Here is a 15,211-nt window from a genome sequence, read left to right as displayed (position 1 = left end):
TCTTAATAAATTTCTATTTCGTATGGTAGGCGCGCTTGAATACCGGTATTTTGCATTACACGCTTCATATCGTTCAGGTACTTCACATGATCGCCCAGTTCGTCTTTTAAGAACCACATCTTTACTTTCTCTTTCGAAGTTTTGAATAGCGATTCGAATGGGTCCTTGGTACGCGGATATTCAGAGATTTTGTATGAATCCAATTTCGCCATTTTTGCCGCGCTTCTTACTGCATCATCCAAAGTTCCGAGACGGTCCACCAAACCTAGTTCTATCGCTTGGCTCCCTGTCCATACGCGTCCTTGTCCAATGCTATCTACTTGCGCAACTGTCAATCCACGGCCATCTGCTACACGTTGCATAAATTGCTGGTAAATTCGGTTAACTCCGCCTTGTACGATGGATCTTTCTTCGGCAGTGAGCGGCCGATCGATACTTACATCTGCGTAGGGACCAGTTTTGACGACGTCGAAATGAAGTCCTAACTTGTTATTAAACAAATTTTGCAGGTTTGGAATCAAACCAAAAACACCGATAGAACCAGTGAGCGTGCCTGCATCTGCAAAAATAGAATCTGCAGCAGCGGAAATGTAGTATCCTCCAGATGCAGCATAATCTCCCATCGATACGATCACCGGCTTGGCCTTTTTCGCTAAGCTTACTTCGCGCCAGATCAAATCAGAGGCTAAAGCGGATCCTCCAGGAGAATTTACCCGTAGAACGATTGCTTTTACTTTGTCATCTTCGCGCAGCTGGCGCAATTCGCGCGAAAGCGATTCGCCTCCAATCTGCTCATCACCAGAAGTGTTTCCATCTACAATATCACCAAAGGCATACAGTACGGCAATGCGTCCAGCACCAGAAGTTCCACTTACGCTAGATGATTTACGATAGTCTAGTAAAGAAATGGATGAAAGATCTTTCTTCTGATCAATGCCTACTTTATTTTTGAGCTTCACTAGCAATTCGTCGCGGTAGATCAGGCTATCTACGAATTTTTGTTTTACGGCATCTTCGGGAAATTGAATCAAATATTCATTCGCCACACGGCGCACCGCCTGTTCATCCAATGATCTTGCTGTTGCGATATCGCTCACAAATCCATCGTACAAACTATTGAGATATGCATTGACCTGCAAACGGTTGGCCGCACTCATTTCATTGAGGATAAAAGGCTCTACCGCGCTTTTATATGTTCCTACTTTCACTACCTGCATCTCAACGCCTAACTTGTCCAACGCATCTTTCATGAACATGACCGAACTGGACAACCCGCGAAAATCTACAGAACCCACTGGACTAATATACACTTCGTTGGCTACGGAAGATAAGTAATAGGCTTTTTGAGTCATTACATCGCTGTACGAAATGATAAATTTGCCAGATTCCTTGAAGTCAATCAATGCGTTGCGAATCGCACGAACCGTCGCAAAACCGGCATTCACAGTGCTAACATTGAGATAGATTCCCTTTATATTATTATCAGTCTTTGCTGTTTTTATCCGCGCTACGATATCATTAAGACCTAACGATCGTGTATTTGGAGTTCCTGGAATACTGATGTCATCAAAAGGAGAAGGCACAGTCTTTTCGGTAATCTGATGATCCAAAGTGATATGCAATACCGAATTGGCTGATACCGTTGGCTCACTGCTAGAACCAAGCGAGGAAACCACCACTGTAACAAGACCTATAAATAGAAGGCCTACTAAAATGGATGAAATAAAAACGCCTACTACAGTGGCGAGTACATATTTGAAAAATTGCTTCATACGTGCTGAGGTGATTGTCTTGTAAATCTAGTAGAAAAGCGCTAATAATAAAAGGAATTTCGTCGCATAGGTTGCCCGATCAGTTTATGTATAACACTTATCCTCTTATCTGATGTACTTTTACTATCTTGTATCAGTGAAACTAAATAGAGCATATATCCTATTGGGAGCTAATTTGGGCAAGCCAATTCAGCAATTGCAAGCCGCTGTAGCAGACATCACCAAGTTGATCGGCGAGGTAGTGCAAATTTCAAGTTTGTATGAGTCGGCAGCTTGGGGAATAGTTGATCAACCTTCTTTTATCAACCAGGTTCTTAGCGTAGACACAGAATTGTCTGCCTGCGCTCTGTTGCAGACCTGCCAACAGATTGAGAATAAGCTTGGTCGCGTGAGGGATATAAAATGGGGAGCGCGGGTAATTGATATTGACATCTTGTATTTTAATAATGATATTGTCGACAAACCTGATCTTACTATCCCACATCCTTATATTCGCGAACGTAGGTTTACGCTAATTCCTTTGGTAGAAATCGCTCCGAATTATATTAATCCCGTCTTGAAGCAAACGAATGATGAATTGCTCCAAGATTGCCTTGACCAATCTTCCGTGCATCAATTATATGAATAGCTATACTTTTATTCAACCGGATCTGATCAAGTCCAACATGTTTGGCGACGAACAAATGATCCAGACTTTCATAGGCATGTACCTAACACATTGTCGTTCCGACTTTGACAATCTTAGTGCTGCTGTTCATCGGCGCGATGTGCCAGAGATAGGTTCGAAAGCGCATCACATGAAACCCACCATGTCGTATATTGGAGCACGAGAATTGCATGTGCAGTTTCAGGAGGTGGAATCTGCCGCTCGTAATGGTACAGATGTAAGCATTATTCTTTCACTATTTGAGCATTTAGAACGCAACTTTGAAGTGATGATGCGAGAATTAGACCATTTCTACAGCACACTAAGTTAATCTTTTGCCTGACGCGCTGCCGACGAGAAGTGTAGCGTAGAAAATAAGATATATGACAGTAGTATAAACGGTAACGCTAGGTATTGGAGTAAAATAATCAGTACGATACAAGATAGTAAAAACAAGTATTTGTACCGATTGCTTGCCCACGTCAAGTTGCTGACCTTCATCGAAAACAATTTGATCTCTGATACTAAAAGATATGAACTGAGCACTATAATCGCTAACAAAAAGTAGCTTTGATCAAAAATTTCGGGAAACCGCTGCGCAATGAAAGGGAGCGAAATAATAACGAAGCTATTCATCGGCGTATTGACGCCTATAAAATCCGTAGATTGTCTGGTATCTACATTAAACTTCGCTAAGCGCAGCGCCGAAAATGCCGTTACGATATATCCAGCATAAGGCAAATATATAGATGAGGTAGTACCTTGCAACATCATGAAGAGAATCGTGCCTGGCAGGAATCCAAAACTAATAACATCGGCCAATGAATCTAACTCTTTACCAATGTCAGAACGAACATGCAAAAGCCGCGCCGCTGTACCATCCAAGAAATCGAATATACCGCACGCTAATAAACAATATAGTACCCACTCAAAGCGTCCGTTAAAAGCAAAGGATATGCCTACACATCCGGACAATAAGTTGAAGATGGTAATTGTATTGGGAATAAAACGTTTCATGCTGGAGCTTAAAAAAAATAAAAAGCCACCTTCTATAGGGAAGGTGGCCTAAAATTATGAATTTCGAGTGGAATTAGCTATTCATGCTAATCAAAAACTCTTCGTTGGACTTCGTACCACGCATCTGACTTAATAGGAATTCCATTGATTCTTGCGGGTTCATATCTGCCAAATGATTACGCAATACCCACAGTCTTTGCAATTGCTCTCGATCTACCAATAGATCATCGCGACGTGTGCTTGAAGCAGTTAGGTCGATAGCTGGGAAAATCCGTTTGTTAGAAAGCTTGCGATCAAGCTGCAACTCCATATTACCAGTACCTTTAAATTCTTCGAAGATGACTTCATCCATTTTAGATCCTGTATCAGTCAATGCTGTTGCAAGGATAGTCAGTGAGCCACCATCTTCGATATTACGTGCTGCACCAAAAAATCTTTTGGGTTTGTGTAATGCGTTGGCATCTACACCACCAGATAAAATTTTACCAGAAGCTGGTGCAACCGTATTATAAGCACGTGCTAAACGTGTAATAGAATCAAGTAGAATCACAACATCGTGACCGCACTCTACCATGCGTTTTGCTTTCTCTAATACGATATTAGCAATCTTCACATGGCGATCTGCAGGCTCGTCGAACGTAGAAGAGATTACCTCTGCACGTACGCTTCTAGCCATGTCTGTCACCTCTTCCGGACGCTCATCGATCAACAAAATAATCAAATAAACTTCTGGATGATTTTTAGCGATCGCATTAGCAACCTCTTTTAACAAGTTAGTTTTACCTGTTTTGGGTTGTGCTACGATCAATCCACGTTGCCCTTTACCAATTGGGGTGAAAAGATCCATAATCCGAGTTGAATAGTTTCCTACTCCGAGATCTAGATTTAATTTTTCATCTGGAAACAATGGGGTTAGATAATCAAAAGGAACTCGGTCACGGATTTCTGCCGGATTTTGCCCGTTAATAGACTCAACACGAACCAGTGGAAAATATTTTTCCCCTTCCTTTGGCGGGCGGATCGAGCCTCGAATATTATCACCAGTCTTTAAACCAAAAAGCTTGATCTGCGACTGCGAAACGTATATATCGTCTGGAGATGTTAGATAATTGTAATCAGAAGAACGTAAAAAACCATAACCATCTGGCATGATCTCTAATACACCTTCGTTCACAATAACATTATCGAAATCAGTAGATGTTGTTGAAGCTTTAGCAGCAGGTTGCTCTACAGGAGCCGCGGTGGATTCTGCAGGTCTTTCGGATGCTGCAGGCCTCTCTCTCTCTACTACTACTGTATCATCTGCTGAACGACGCCCAACAGAAACGGGTTCTACTCCTCCGGCAGTACGTGTACGCTTACGCTGGCGCGGCGTAGTATCTGTTTCTATAGCAGCAGCTTCCAATTCCTCATCTTGCGCCGGAGCAGTATCTTTAGAATCTGCAGCAATTTCGGAAATACGATCAATCAACTCTTGTTTTCTTAGTTTTTCTGTATCAGGGATCCCCAATACTTTAGCTATCTCGCGCAATTCAGACACGAGCTTAGTATTCAATTCTTTGATCTCCATTAATTTATATGTACAAAATACAGGATTATATTATCGAATTTTATCCCCTTTCGTCAATAACACTTTTAAACTCTTTCTTTGCTAGAACGTTGGAAAGGACGAAACTGTTTGAGGCTTCTTTTTCCAGTAAGGATAAACTTAGAACTGCTACAAAGAAAATCAATCGAAACGTTATTTCAAAATTAAAAAAATGTTTTTTGTAACATCCACTAGTTCAACCTCCCTAAAAGCACCCTATTGGCACTGCTAAATCGAATGTTCTTAATAATATCTGGCATTAACTCAAATTAATGCGTATGTTTATCACCGTCAAAAAAATATTATGAACAACAAACCTATACAAACGAACTACCCTGCGCTGTATACTTTGATAACAGTGTTTTTTTTCTGGGGATTTATTGCTGCTGGTAACAGCATTTTTATACCCTTTTGTAAGAATTACTTCAGTTTAGATCAGTTTCAATCACAACTTATTGACTTTGCTTATTACTCCGCTTATTACACGGGGGCATTATTACTTTTTATTTTTGGTACGCTTACCGGTAAAGATCTGGTTGGTAAATGGGGCTACAAACGCAGTATTGTATACGGCCTATTATTTTCTGCGGTAGGTGCTGCTGCCATGATTGGCGCAGTCGAGATCAATGTGTACACGGCCATGCTTATCGGTCTATTTATTGTAGCATTGGGATTCTCATTACAACAGACCGCTGCGAATTCATTTGCCGTAACCTTAGGCGATCCGAAGACAGGAGCTTCGCGCGTTAACCTAGGTGGCGGGGTCAACTCACTAGGAACAACAATTGGACCTTTGGTTATCGGATTTGCGCTGTTTGGCACATTTGAGACGGTATCTGATGCTGATATTGCTAATTTGCCTTTAAGCAAAGTGGTTATATTATACAGTGGCGTCGGCTTATTATTCTTGCTGGCGGCTGCCTTATTTTACTTTTCAAAGAAAGTACCAGCTGGATATAACTTGGAGCCTATGGAGCCCGCCAATAAAGCTAGAACAACGTTGATCGTGATGACAGTTTTATTGTTCTGCGCCTTTGCTCCGGTATTTTTGAGTTACAAAAGCGAACCCGCTTTGCAAATCGAAGCATTGCAGGAACAATTAAAAGCGGCGATGGATGCAGCGACGCAAACATCAATTTACGCACAAATCGAAGCGCTGAGACATCCATTAGAATTGAAACGCATGGCGTGGTTATCTGCTGCCTTGGTAGTAATTGTCGGTGGATTATTGTTTGCCTATAATCGTGCTAAGAAAAAACCAGAAGGTTGGGGAGCCATGCAGTATCCGCAATTGGTTTTAGGTATGCTGGCACTGTTTCTTTACGTTGGTATTGAAGTAGCAATAGGTAGTAACTTAGGAGAATTGCTCACTTTGGATGAATTCGGCAATTTACAGTCTTCGGAAATCACACCCTATATTTCGATGTATTGGGGTAGTATGATGATCGGGCGTTGGGCTGGAGCTTTAAGTGCATTCAACCTCATGACAAACACAAAAAAGGTGTTGATCGTTATCGTACCGCTTATCGCTTTTATGTTGATTATCGGAGTCAATAGTTTAGCTGGCTTTGATATGTCGGTATTGTACTACTACGTTATCTGCGTATTCATTCAAATCGCTGCATTTTTCTTTAGTAAAGATCGCCCTATTCGTACGCTAGTCATTTTTGGATCATTCGGATTGATCGCAATGGTTATTGGATTACTTACGGCTGGCACAGTCGCTATTTACGCTTTCTTAGCCGGTGGATTAGCTTGTTCGATCATGTGGGGTTCTATATTCAGTCTCTCAATTGTTGGGTTAGGAAAATACACTGAACAAGGTTCTGCATTCTTAGTAATGATGATCTTAGGCGGTGGTATATTACCTCCGATACAAGGAAAGTTGGCTGATATTATCGGTATTCACAACTCGTACATTGTTCCAGTTTTTGGATTCCTATATATCATAATTTTTGCAATTATGGTAAAAGGCTTCTTGAAAAAGCAGGGTATTGATATGGAGAAAATTGAAGTAGAAGCGAGCCATTAAGCCGTAGCCAAATTGTAACTTATACACTAAGTAACGATTTTCTTTTCCACAACAAAAACAGCCCTTAGATCAACCTAAGGGCTGTTTTTGTTGTAACACCATCCATTGTGCATTGAGATGTCGGCATTTATTTGTCCGGAGCGTTATTGAATTAGGGATTTATAATGTATTTTGCAAAACATTCATGTAGGCACAAATCTACTATGGTGAATTTATTGCGTATACGGTTACTAACACAAATATAAAAAATCAAAATTTCGATATAATGATTGTTATTGCTGATGGCGGATCTACCAAAACGAACTGGTGTTTGTTAGACGACTCCAAAAAGAAAATTTACTTCAACACAGAAGGATATAACCCTTACTTTGTGGACAGTGCTTACATTGTTGCATCTTTAAAAAAAGGTTTACCTAATGATATTCCTTTTCACGAGATCAATGAGGTTTATTACTATGGCGCTGGTGTGCACAATGAAGAGAAAGCAAACATTGTAAAAGAAGCCATCCAAGTGGTATTTCCACAATCTCAGGTCGAAGTCGGTCATGATTTATTAGCTGCCGCTCGTGCTCTGCTCGGTGACCAAGCCGGATTTGCCGCAATTTTAGGCACAGGTACAAATAGCTGCATCTACGATGGTTCGAAGATCACACACAATATCGACTCAGCCGCCTATATCTTGGGCGACGAAGGAAGCGGAAGCTACATTGGAAAAAAACTATTAACGGATTTCATTCGGGGCTTGATGCCGAAAGATGTTGCGGAAGTATTTTTCAATACGTACAAAATGCGCCCGATGAGATCATGGACAATGTGTATACTAAACCATTAGCCAACCGCTTCTGTGCTAGTTTTAGCAAGTTCGTTTACGACAATAATGTAAACATACAATACACAAGATCTATTGTGGATGATGCTTTCGAAGCCTTCTTTGCTAATCTTGTCAGCAAATATCCCGATTACCAATCGTACTCCTTTAACTGTATAGGTTCGGTTGGTTATAATTTTAGAAATGTACTAGCCGACAAAGCGAAACAGTACGGTATGACTGTCGGAAAGATCCTCCGCTCTCCTATCGATGATTTGGTAGAATACCATATCAAACAAGGATAATATACACAAGTGATTTCAATACAAAAAGGGCGACATAACACAATGTCGCCCTTTTATTGTCTATACGCTTACGCTGTTGTTCTTGACTACAATAATATGTCACCACCAATCAATGGCAGATAAAGCTTCTTACCATCCGCACTGAATGTTGATGCGGCCTTCTCTGGATCAATCGAGATGGGCGAGAATGTATTGTAATGTATACCGATTACGTTCTTGCATTGAATGAAATTAGCTGCTCGCAGTGCATCGTCTACATCCATCGTATAGTGCCCACCTATTGGCAGAAATGCCCAGTCTAACTCCAAATCAGCTAACAACTTCATTTCCATTGTCAAAGCAGTATCACCAGCGAAATAAATCTTTTTGTCGCCCACAAAAAAACGAAGCCCGCAGCCACGCCAGCGTACTTTCCATCTGGCGCACTGTTGGTATGTAAGGCATACACCATTTTCACTTTTCCGAATGGCAAATGCAGTGTACCTCCAAAATTAAAATCGATCACTTTATCATCTGGCACACCTTGAGACTTGACCCAAGCAGCCGTCTCTACAATGGCGGCTACCGTTGCATTACTTTGTTTTTGAATATGTGCCATATCAGCCACATGATCGCCGTGCGCATGACTTAAAAAAATGTAATCTGGCTTGATACGATCAATATCGATTTCTTTTGCTAATGGATTATGTGATATAAAAGGATCTAATAATACCTTTGTACCGTTGAAGTCAAATTCTACACAGGATTGTCCATAATAGGTTACTTTCATCTCTCTTGTTTATTTCTTTTGGTCTTTACGCTGTTATTAAATGGCTTAAAAACATTATCCTTTTCCAAATAGATCTCCTAATCCGCCAAGGTTGCCCAAAACATCTTGCGTAGCGGCCTGCATTTCTCCCTGACTAATTTGCTCTGCTTGAACCAATGCTTTGTTAATCGCTACAACTAATAACTCTTCTAACTGTTCGCGATCCACATTTTCCATATAGATAGGATCAATGGCTATTTCTTTTAATTCTTTATTGGCTGTCGCCATCACCTTGATCTTACCACCTTCTGCCTCACCATACACCGATATATTATCTAACCGGGCTTTGATCTCTTGGGCCTTTTGTTGCGCTTGAAATAGTTTGTCAAACATAGCTCTCTTTCTATTAATAATGCTGTCTCAAAAATATCAAAAATCACACCAATGAGTAGTTGTTTTCTCACTTTTTAAAATCGCTTCTGTACCTTTGGCAAAATTCGGAATACAAGCCACTATGGAGAAAGAGCGCGAATACCAAAAATTACTACAAACATTAAAAGTTACGGACACACCATCGTTCGAAAGATTGGAAGAAGAAATCGATATTGTATATCACAAGCTTAAATTCATTTCGATCGAATCGCGGCCTCGTGTCACATTGGTAAGTAATATTCGTGAACTCTCTCAAGATTTTAGTGCACTAACTCAGGAAGCATTGGAAATCGGCGGTGGCATTTGGCAATCCATCACAGACATTCGCCATGCCGAAAAAATAATCGTGGTGCAGCGCGACGAGCAATTGTATTCCGATCTTCCTGTGGTACTGCAAGACGACGCTCTCGCACAATCGCCCGCTGCCGTCAATAACGAAATTTACGTCATACAGCATGAAGTATTGGAGGATACCTCTGCTAACGGCTTTTTGAAACAAGTAGAAGTATTTGCGGAGATCGTACAATCGAAGTACTTCATCTATGGTCATCAGGGCCAAGACTGGGTTCAATTTGACCTCCGCTAATACTAATTATATGATTACGCGTAGTGCTTACGCAAACTTCTTTTGTAAGATTTGATACAGCTTCTCTACTGTTTGCGGCTTAGAAGCCCAATTATTTTTCAAGGAATAATTAGCTTGTAAGAATGCGTCTGCTTCCGCCATATTATCAAAGCGATTTAGCAGTTCAATAGCTTCGGTGTATGCCAGACTGTACCCATTAAATAAATCTTTGATAAACAATAGCTTATCATTCAAACTCACTGCAGACTTAAGATCGATGATTTGCTCTGTTTTGGTAGCTGGCGTTTTGAACTGGTTTGCATTAGTTAAGCCAGCACGTCTTTGCTGCTGAATCATCTCATTCAAGGTAAGCGGACGGCTAGTATTAGTTGTTGTTTCCTGACTATCCTGCGGCTGATTGAGTTCTATAGTTCGGCTTTCTTCTACTACCGAATTAACAACTGCATTCTCTTCTCTGACCGATTCTGTTGCACGCTCTTCATCAGCGCTTGCTCGCCAATTACTAACTGATGATTCTGATTCGGTCTGGCGCTCTACAGATGGCGTATTTATCGTTTCTCTATCTGAGCTCGTCGGTTCCTGCTGTTGTTCATCTGCCTCTGGTTCTTCTATTTCCTGCTGATCATATTCCGTCTCTGGCTCTTCAACATCTTCTTCTACTGGTTCGTCTTTCACCGGTTCTGGATCTGATGCTGCATCAGTACGAAATTCTTGCGTATTACTCACTTCCGTTTCTTCATGCTCCTGCGTATTTTGTGGGGCCGTCTCCGAAGAATTTTCTGTGGCTGTAGCTGGTGTAAAGATAATCTCACCCGTACCCTCAGCCTGCATTTGTACGGCATCTGATCCTAAATCGGGTTGCTTAGCAGTGAATTGACCTAAAAGCTCAAAATGTGCTGCCAAAAACTTGGACTTAGCTGCTAACATCCCTAATTGTACTGCAGCAAGCTGTCCTTCTTGCTCCTGTACTGCAGCATATTCTTCGTTGATCTCAACGAGTAAATCACCCGCCTTTACTAGCATATCGTTCTCTGAATACGACATATACGAAATATTTTATGTGATAAATATATACCTATTTGGTAACAGGCACAACTGCCAAAAAGTTTAGGCAAAAATTAAAAAACTGAGACTGACATGCTTGTCCATCCCAGCCCGTTCCTGTTCGTCAAAAATAACATTTAATTTCGATATTAGCACACTGGTTTGCATACACAAACAGCACATACAATAAATAAAACAGGCTCGATACATGATGCTTTTCTCTGAACATAATTTCACGCAACAACGTACTTCTCCTATCGGAAGTATTGAAGTAATTACGGGCTCTATGTTTTCGGGCAAGACGGAAGAATTGATTCGTAGATTACGACGAGCAAAATTCGCTAAGTTGCCCGTAGAAATCTTCAAACCGGAGGTTGATGTACGCTACGACGAGCAGTTTATCGTGTCGCATAATAGCAATAGCATACCATCTACACCAGTTGCGCATTCTTCTGCCATATTGCTACTCAGTGCTGAGACGAAGGTCGTCGGGATTGACGAAGCACAGTTTTTTGATGAAGAATTGCCTCATGTGTGTGTGCAACTGGCAAACAGAGGCATTCGCGTGGTCGTTGCTGGCTTGGATATGGATTTCAAAGCGCAGCCTTTTGGACCAATACCGGCTTTGATGGCGATTGCTGAGCACGTCACCAAAGTACATGCCGTATGCGTACGATGTGGGGCGCCTGCAGCATATTCGTACCGACTCAACGACCGCGAAGAACGCGTAATGTTGGGCGAAAAAGAGAGTTATGAACCAAGATGTCGCTCCTGTTATTTTTCCGGACAGCTAGGGTAAAAATTTAAGCACATCATTACTACGTATTTACAAATGATATTGCCACTTTTATCAAAAAAATACACGAAAACACTTGACAAATATCAATCCGCATCCTATCTTTGTGGCACAATAAAAAAATCCTAACTGCGGAAGTGGCGTAATTGGTAGCCGCACCAGACTTAGGATCTGGCGCCGCAAGGCGTGGGGGTTCGAGTCCCTTCTTCCGCACTCAAAATCCTCCCGACCAATAGACATCGGGAGGATTTTTTTATTAATGCGATTTTAAAAACTACGCAACAAAAAAGAGTATGAATATTTCACACCAGAAAATAGACGACATCAACGCCAGTATTACAGTTGAGTTGGCGCCTGAGGATTATAACCCTCAAGTAGATAAGGCCATTAAAGATCAGGCTAAAAAAGCAAAGCTACCAGGATTCCGTCCTGGAATGGTTCCTACAAGTCACATCAAACGTACGTACGGTAAATCAATTTTGTTTGACGAAGTCAATCGTTTGGTAAGTGATCAAATTTCTAACTATATCTCCGAGCAAAAGCTGGAAGTATTAGGACAACCTCTTCCAAAAGATGAGGAAGAATCTACCCAATACAACTGGGATTTCAACGATGCTTTTTCGTTCCAATATGAAATCGGCCTAGCACCAGCTTTCGATGTACCTTTCTCGGCAGAGACTGAATTTGTCGCTTATGATATCGAAGCGGACAAAGCTACGTTGGAAGAGCGCGTGAAAAACTTACGCAGAAGCTACGGTAAGATGATCAATCCTGAAGTATCTGAAGAAGGTGATGTATTGTATGCTACATTAAAGCAAAACAAAGAAGATGGCATCGAAAAAACAACTTCGGTACGTACTGATTTGGTAGAAAACGCAGCAATCAAAAAATCTTTCATCGGATTGAAAAAAGACGATGCCGTTAAATTCGATATCAAAAAAGCATTTAAAGTGGCCGATATTGCGCGCTTGCTAGGTGTTACAGAAGACGAAGCAACTGCTTTGGATGTAACAGAATTCGAATTGACGGTAAAGAATATCAATCGTCTGGAAGAAGCAGAATTGAACGAAGAATTTTTCAATAAGCTTTTCCCTGCTGGCGAAGTAACCACAGAAGAGCAATTCTTAGCGAAAGTGAAAGAAGAAGTTGAAAACTTGTTCAAGCAGAATTCTGACCAAAAGTTGCGCAACGATATTTATACCTTCGGAATGGATAAAGTAGAAGCTACTTTCCCAGAACCATTCTTGAAACGTTGGCTGAAAGCTACCAACCCAGAAATTTCTGATGAAGAGTTGGAAGAAGGATTTGCTGATTTCTTGAAAAACCTGAAATGGACTCTAATCGAGAATCGCATTGTAACAGCTAATAACTTAGAAGTAAAATACGACGAAGTGGTCAACTTGGCAAAAGAGCGTATCTATTCGCAAATCAAGATGTACAACATCAACGAAGAGCCTACAGATGAGCAATTGAACCAATTTGCGATGCAGTTGTTGCAAGACAGAGAACAAGCCAACCGCTTGTTTGAAGAAGCTAAAGCATTAAAGGTTTTTGATCACCTAAAAGGTATAATCAAACTGAAGTCGAAAAAAATTGACTACGATAAATTCGAAAAATTAGATAAATAAGCAGATAACTTTTATCTAGCAGTCATAAAATGCCGACATTGATGAAATGTCGGCATTTTTTGTTGAAAAGAAATTTCAGATAAATAAGATCATCTATGCTCACACAGATTAGAAAAGCTACACCTGATGATGCCACACGCCTAGCTCCCCTCCTAATGCTAGCGATGGAAGATATCGTTTATGAATTGATTGGACGTCAGGACAGCGCTCAAGCGATCGCATTTCTTACGCATTGTATAGCTCAACAAGACAATCAATATTCCTATCAACACATCTGGGTTGCCGAACTTAATGGAGCCATCTTGGGACATGCTTCGTTGTATGATGGTGCGAATTTAGTAATGTTGAGAAAGCCTGTACTGAACTACATTGCAACACGATTTCAGCACTACCCTGTCGTACATGACGAAACGGAATCTGGAGAAATCTATCTTGATACGATTGCGGTAGCATCACAAGCACAAGGTTTGGGTATTGGAAAACAATTACTCGTCCATATTATTGATGAGTACGTACACAGGCAGCATGCTACAATCGGTCTGCTAGTAGATCAAGAAAACCCTAAAGCGAAAAGCCTCTACATACGTACAGGCTTTTCAAAAGTTGCCGAAAAACAACTATTCGGAAAACGGTTAGATCATTTACAAATCAAACCTTAAATAGCGCATCGTTAAAAAATGACACACACTGGTGCTGGTACTTCAATATGCTTCCCTGTATCTTCCAAATCTCCCGTGAATGCATCACGTTTAAAGACGACAATACGATTGGTATCTTGATTAGCAACTAATACATATCCGCCATCTGGCGTGATCGCAAAATTGCGTGGTCCGGCTCCTTGTACACTATATTTATTTTGCCATTCTAGCAAACCATTTGGCAGTACGGCGTAGTGTAAGATAAGGTTGGCATCCCCGCGATTGGTCGCGTACAGACTTCCACCATCTGGCGAAATCTTCACGTCTGCCCCACCTTGTCTTCCTTCAAAACCATCACCATACAAGGAAACAATCTGTTTCAAGAGCCATTCGTCGTTTTCCTTACGGAATACCGCGATCTGCCCGGTTAATTCTTGCAAGCTATACAAAGTCAAGCCATCAGCGCTAAAAGCCAAATGCCGAGCTCCACCGCCTTTAATAGTATAGATGCTGGCTTGTTCATTCAACGTCAAGGCACCATTTCGGAGATCTGTACCATCATGACTCAAACTATAGATATGGATTTGGTCGCTACCCAAATCCGAAACGTATGCCAATCCTTCGTTAAAAAAGGTGGAATGAATATGTGCTTGCTGCTGCCGATCTGCATTAGGACCACCACCTTCGTACTCCAAAAGATCGTGGAGAATTAATTTCGAGCGGTTATCTGTCAAGCTAAATAAGGCCAGTGAACCTCCAGAGTAATTGGATACTAATGCAATATTGCCTGCTGCATCAAAAGCCACATGGCAAGGGTGATCTCCCAAGGTTGTGGACTTGTCAATTAGTTTGACATTGCCTGTCGAGATATCGAAAAGCGACAGCGTAGCTTGCTCACCTTCACCTTCGTTAACGGCTAAAAGGCGATTGTCATATTTTGCCAGAAATGATGGATTCGGTGTTTCAATGACCGAAATTGGCCTTGCTTCCCCTGAAGAAATGTCGAAATTATACCGATAAATGCCTTTGCTACCTGTTCCACTAGTGTACGTACCGACAAACATATCATATGATTGGGCTTCGCTAAGCGATGGGTTGAAAATCAGCGGGAATAAGAGCATACATAGAAATGTAATTTGCTTCATGCTATACGATATTAGAATCAATTAGG

At 41.2% G+C, this 15,211-nt stretch carries 13 protein-coding genes, 1 tRNA gene and 2 pseudogenes; 9 read left to right on the top strand and 7 right to left on the bottom strand.

Going from position 1 to position 15,211, the window contains the following annotated elements; all coding sequences use genetic code 11:
• Positions 1–2: 2 nt before the first annotated feature.
• Entirely contained in the window at positions 3–1,772 is a 1,770-nt protein-coding gene (gene sppA / locus A0125_RS04710) for a signal peptide peptidase SppA (protein WP_066752971.1), read from the bottom strand.
• 136 nt (positions 1,773–1,908) lie between these two features.
• Here sppA and folK point away from each other — a divergent pair, with 136 nt between their 5' ends.
• On the top strand, positions 1,909–2,400 hold the full coding sequence (folK, locus tag A0125_RS04705) for a 2-amino-4-hydroxy-6-hydroxymethyldihydropteridine diphosphokinase (protein WP_231863128.1): 492 nt from the start codon (positions 1,909–1,911) through the stop codon (positions 2,398–2,400).
• Entirely contained in the window at positions 2,393–2,749 is a 357-nt protein-coding gene (locus A0125_RS04700; protein WP_066752964.1) for an Hpt domain-containing protein, read from the top strand. The genes folK and A0125_RS04700 overlap by 8 nt, the downstream gene beginning before the upstream one ends.
• On the opposite strand, the gene A0125_RS04695 is transcribed toward A0125_RS04700, so the two are convergent.
• Together A0125_RS04695 and rho are read right to left on the bottom strand one after the other, a co-directional pair.
• Complete coding sequence (locus A0125_RS04695; protein ID WP_066752961.1) at positions 2,746–3,435, bottom strand: CDP-alcohol phosphatidyltransferase family protein; 690 nt, start codon at positions 3,433–3,435, stop codon at positions 2,746–2,748. The genes A0125_RS04700 and A0125_RS04695 overlap by 4 nt on opposite strands.
• A 73-nt stretch (positions 3,436–3,508) precedes the next feature.
• Entirely contained in the window at positions 3,509–5,005 is a 1,497-nt protein-coding gene (rho, locus tag A0125_RS04690) for a transcription termination factor Rho (RefSeq protein ID WP_066752959.1), read from the bottom strand.
• A 322-nt stretch (positions 5,006–5,327) separates the two neighbouring features.
• On the opposite strand from rho, the gene A0125_RS04685 reads away from it, so the two are divergent.
• Positions 5,328–7,055: an MFS transporter gene (locus A0125_RS04685; RefSeq protein WP_066752957.1), complete on the top strand. Its 1,728-nt coding sequence runs from the start codon at positions 5,328–5,330 to the stop codon at positions 7,053–7,055.
• Positions 7,056–7,320: 265 nt separating this feature from the next.
• Positions 7,321–8,168: pseudogene (locus A0125_RS04680) on the top strand (N-acetylglucosamine kinase).
• Between the two features lie 86 nt (positions 8,169–8,254).
• On the opposite strand, the pseudogene A0125_RS16580 reads toward A0125_RS04680, so the two are convergent.
• Both A0125_RS16580 and A0125_RS04670 read right to left on the bottom strand, forming a co-directional pair.
• Positions 8,255–8,937: pseudogene (locus A0125_RS16580) on the bottom strand (metal-dependent hydrolase).
• Positions 8,938–8,991: 54 nt separating this feature from the next.
• Entirely contained in the window at positions 8,992–9,309 is a 318-nt protein-coding gene (locus A0125_RS04670; protein WP_066752954.1) for a YbaB/EbfC family nucleoid-associated protein, read from the bottom strand.
• A 121-nt stretch (positions 9,310–9,430) separates the two neighbouring features.
• On the opposite strand from A0125_RS04670, the gene A0125_RS04665 reads away from it, so the two are divergent.
• Positions 9,431–9,934 (top strand): hypothetical protein, encoded by a 504-nt coding sequence (locus A0125_RS04665; protein ID WP_066752951.1) that lies wholly within the window; start codon positions 9,431–9,433, stop codon positions 9,932–9,934.
• A 27-nt stretch (positions 9,935–9,961) separates the two neighbouring features.
• Here the strand turns inward: A0125_RS04665 and A0125_RS04660 are convergent, their stop codons facing one another.
• Positions 9,962–10,978 carry a hypothetical protein gene (locus A0125_RS04660; RefSeq protein WP_066752949.1) on the bottom strand — a complete coding sequence of 339 codons (1,017 nt, stop codon included), beginning with the start codon at positions 10,976–10,978 and terminating at the stop codon, positions 9,962–9,964.
• Between the two features lie 211 nt (positions 10,979–11,189).
• Between A0125_RS04660 and A0125_RS04655 the strand changes: the two genes are divergently transcribed.
• From A0125_RS04655 to A0125_RS04640, 4 genes are all read left to right on the top strand, one after another.
• Positions 11,190–11,777: a thymidine kinase gene (locus A0125_RS04655; RefSeq protein ID WP_082784951.1), complete on the top strand. Its 588-nt coding sequence runs from the start codon at positions 11,190–11,192 to the stop codon at positions 11,775–11,777.
• A 128-nt stretch (positions 11,778–11,905) separates the two neighbouring features.
• Positions 11,906–11,987 (top strand) — tRNA-Leu (locus tag A0125_RS04650).
• A gap of 80 nt (positions 11,988–12,067) precedes the next feature.
• The gene (locus A0125_RS04645; RefSeq protein ID WP_066752943.1) at positions 12,068–13,402 is read left to right on the top strand and encodes a trigger factor; all 1,335 of its coding nucleotides are present in this window, start codon (positions 12,068–12,070) and stop codon (positions 13,400–13,402) included.
• Positions 13,403–13,497: 95 nt separating this feature from the next.
• The gene (locus A0125_RS04640; protein ID WP_066752940.1) at positions 13,498–14,061 is read left to right on the top strand and encodes a GNAT family N-acetyltransferase; all 564 of its coding nucleotides are present in this window, start codon (positions 13,498–13,500) and stop codon (positions 14,059–14,061) included.
• An 11-nt stretch (positions 14,062–14,072) separates the two neighbouring features.
• Here A0125_RS04640 and A0125_RS04635 read toward each other — a convergent pair whose 3' ends face one another.
• Positions 14,073–15,185: a lactonase family protein gene (locus A0125_RS04635; protein ID WP_066752936.1), complete on the bottom strand. Its 1,113-nt coding sequence runs from the start codon at positions 15,183–15,185 to the stop codon at positions 14,073–14,075.
• Positions 15,186–15,211: the final 26 nt, after the last annotated feature.

It is taken from the genome of Sphingobacterium populi (genome assembly GCF_001586775.1).
GTDB classification, from domain to species: domain Bacteria; phylum Bacteroidota; class Bacteroidia; order Sphingobacteriales; family Sphingobacteriaceae; genus Sphingobacterium; species Sphingobacterium populi.
The sequence above is the reverse complement of the archived record's forward strand: the minus strand, read 5'-3'. Positions and strand labels throughout refer to the sequence as shown.